Origin of the sequence: uncultured Nevskia sp. (genome assembly GCF_903885465.1) — a bacterium.
GTDB lineage: Bacteria > Pseudomonadota > Gammaproteobacteria > Nevskiales > Nevskiaceae > Nevskia.
In genome coordinates this window covers 1-3,247 of the sequence record NZ_CAISIQ010000540.1, presented here as the reverse complement: position 1 = coordinate 3,247, position 3,247 = coordinate 1, and the positions used below count along the sequence as shown (strand labels likewise).

Annotated in this window: 3 protein-coding genes; all 3 read right to left on the bottom strand. The window is 65.3% G+C overall.

Features of this window, described 5'->3' with window-relative positions; all coding sequences use genetic code 11:
* Positions 1 to 101 precede the first annotated feature (101 nt).
* A complete protein-coding gene (locus QZY06_RS20885) occupies positions 102 to 527 on the bottom strand; it encodes a hypothetical protein (RefSeq protein ID WP_273457463.1) in 426 nt (141 codons plus the stop codon).
* Positions 524 to 1,000: a MerR family DNA-binding protein gene (locus QZY06_RS20880; protein WP_273457465.1), complete on the bottom strand. Its 477-nt coding sequence runs from the start codon at positions 998 to 1,000 to the stop codon at positions 524 to 526. Before QZY06_RS20880 ends, QZY06_RS20885 begins: the two co-directional genes overlap by 4 nt.
* A 43-nt stretch (positions 1,001 to 1,043) precedes the next feature.
* A partial coding sequence (locus QZY06_RS20875; RefSeq protein WP_295687876.1) for a copper-translocating P-type ATPase occupies positions 1,044 to 3,247 on the bottom strand: 2,204 nt, incomplete at its 5' end.

Genomic DNA, 3,247 nt, shown 5'->3' with positions numbered 1-3,247 from the left:
TGGAAGTTCTCGCAGACAGAAAAGGGCTTGACGGGGCCTTGCGACGAAATCGTCAGCAAGGCGTGCAGCTAGAAGCGGTGAGGCGCGGAGCGTCCTCAGGCTCATAGCCGCAGTCGTGCGGTCTGGAGATACAGCGGGCGGTGGAACGGAACCGGCGGCGGAATTGCCGCGGTAAGGAAGCGGATGGCGTGCGCGGGTGCTGGCAGCACTGTGGCTGAAGGCCGCGGAGCGAGATGCTGATCACCGTCGAGCACAGGAAAGTGCTCGGCCGACTTCAGTGGCCGGACCAGGGCTTGTCGGGTGTCGGCCGGAATACCGTCTCTGCCGAACTCGGCCGCCATGCCCAGACAGCTTGCTGACGCATCCGGGTGCTGCGCTGCTCCGCAGTCGGTGGCTACAGGCATGGAACTGCCCGTGCAGCACCAGGCAAGGCTGACCGGCAGCAGCAACATGACCACGGTCAGCAGGCTGACAATGCCGATGCGGACGGTTCTTCCAAATATCGTCATGGCGACGGCGGGGCTCATGACTGCGTCCGCTGACGCTTGCCGGTAGCGCCCGATGCAGCCGTCGACCGCTTCGCCGCACAGGAAGCAGCGGGTTCCAGCACCGACTCGATGATCGGGCAACCGGCAACGCTGCCGTGACCGTCGCAGTCCTTGACCAAGGTCGCCAGTGAGTCCCGCATGGCGATCAGATCGGCGATCCGCAGATCGATCTCGGCCAGCCGGCCCGAGGCCAGCGCCTTGACATCGGCGCGGTCGCCGCCGTGACTCAAGCTCAGCAGCTCGGCGATCTGCTCCAGGGTGAAGCCGAGCGCCTTGGCGCGGCGGATGAAGCGCAGACGATCGATCTCGCTCGGCGCGTACAGGCGATAGCCGGACAAGGAGCGCAACGGCTTGCGGAGCAGGCCCGAGCGCTCATAGAAGCGCACCGTGTCGATGCCGACGCCGGCGGCTTGCGCCAGCTTGCCGATGGTCATCGAGGTGGAGGTGTTCATGGGCTCTGTTCGGTCAACATGCTGACAGCCTAAACCTTGGACCCTAGTCCTGAGTCAAGCGACTCCGGCGTATCGAGTTGCGGCGCCGGAGCCTGAGCGCATTGGCGATCACCGAGAACGACGACAGGCTCATCGCTGCACTGGCGATCATCGGCGACAGCAGCCAACCGAAGACCGGATACAGCACGCCGGCCGCAATCGGCACGCCGATCAGGTTGTAGATGAAAGCGAAGAACAGGTTCTGACGGATGTTCCGGAGTGTTGCCCGAGACAGGGTGATGGCCTGATGAATGCCGCGCAGATCGCCACGCAGCAAGGTCACGCCGGCCGAGTGCATGGCGACATCGGTGCCGGTGCCCATCGCGATGCCGACATCGGCCTGTGCGAGTGCTGGGGCATCGTTGACGCCATCGCCCGCCATCGCCACCACTCGTCCCTGACGCTGAAACCGGACTACGACCGCAGCCTTGTCCTGTGGCAGGACATCGGCAATCACTTCATCGAGTCCAAGATCAGCCGCCACAGCGTCGGCGGTCTGGCGGTTGTCGCCGGTAACCATGACCACTCGGATGCCAGATGCCTGAAGCAGCTTGATCGCATGCGCTGACGACGGTTTCACGGCATCCGCCACCGCAATCACACCGGCGGGCTTACCGCCAATGGCGATGAAAATCGCGGTCTCGCCGCGGGCACGGAAGGTTTCCGCAGAGGCCGCCAGCTCGGCAGTAGGAACCGCATGTCGATCCATCAGAAGTGCATTGCCGACCAGCACTGTTTGGCCGGACACCGTCGCCCAGACGCCGAGGCCGGGGTCAGAGCCGAAATCGCTGACCGGGGCCGGGTTATCGATGCCGCGACTACGCGCACCCTCGACCAGCGCCCTCGCCAGCGGATGCTCGCTGGCGCTTTCCACCGCCACCGCGAATACCAGCACCTGCTTCTCGCTGAATCCAGTCAGCGGAACCACAGCTCGCAAGCTCGGCCGGCCCTCGGTCAAGGTGCCGGTCTTGTCGACCAGCACGGTGTCGACCTTCTCCAGTCGCTCGAGGGCAGCGGCATCCTTGATCAGCACCCCGGCCTGCGCACCCCGGCCGACACTGACCATCACCGACATCGGCGTCGCCAGGCCCAGCGCACAGGGGCAGGCAATGATCAGCACCGACACGGCGGCGACCAGTGCATGCGCCAGCGCCGGCGGTGGTCCGAGCAGTGCCCAGGCCAAGGCGGCGGCGATTGCCACCAGCACCACGGCCGGAACGAACCAGGCCGACACCTGATCGACCAGCCGCTGCACCGGTGCTCGCGAGCGCTGGGCCTGCGCGACCATTTGCACGATCTGCGCGAGCAAGGTGCCGGCACCGACCTTCTCCGCTTTGATCACCAAGCTGCCGCTGCCGTTGACGGTACCGCCAGTGACGGCATCGCCGGCCTTCTTCCGGACCGGATCAGGCTCGCCGGTGAGCATCGCTTCGTCGACGTGGCTATCGCCTTCGATGGTCACGGCATCCACCGGGATCTTTTCGCCCGGCCGCACCCGGAGCCGGTCACCGACCTGAACCTCGGCCAGATCGATATCGGATTCATTCCCCGAGGCATCGAGCCGATGAGCGATCTTTGGCGCCAGTTCCAGCAGTGCGCGGATGGCGCTCGAGGTCTGCGAACGCGCCCGCAGTTCGAGCACTTGACCGAGCAGCACCAGGGTAACGATCACGGCTGCGGCTTCGAAGTACAGCGGCGCATGGCCGTTCATCGTGAACGCGGCCGGCAGCAGGTTCGGGAACAACATCGACACCAGGCTGAACAGGTACGCAACACCGGTGCCGATCGCGATCAAGGTGAACATGTTCGGGCTGCGATTGACCACCGAGGCCCAGCCACGCACGAAGAACGGCGCACCAGCCCACAGCACCACCGGAGTCGCCAGCAGGAATTGCAGAGCCGATGACCATCCGTTGCCCAGCAAGGCCATCAGGTTCCAGTTCGGAATCAGCTCGCTCATGGTCAGGATCAGCAGCGGCACACTCAGCGCCGCGCCGACCTTGAAGCGGAGCGTCATCGACACCAGTTCGGGGTCTTCCGCAGCGTCCAGCGATGGCGCCTCCGGTTCCAGCGCCATGCCGCACTTCGGACAACTGCCGGGGCCGGTCTGGCGCACTTCCGGGTGCATTGGGCAGGTGTAGATCGCGCCGCCGGAAATCGAGGCAGGTGCAGGAGCCGCCTTGGCATGCAGAAACTGGTCAGGCGCTG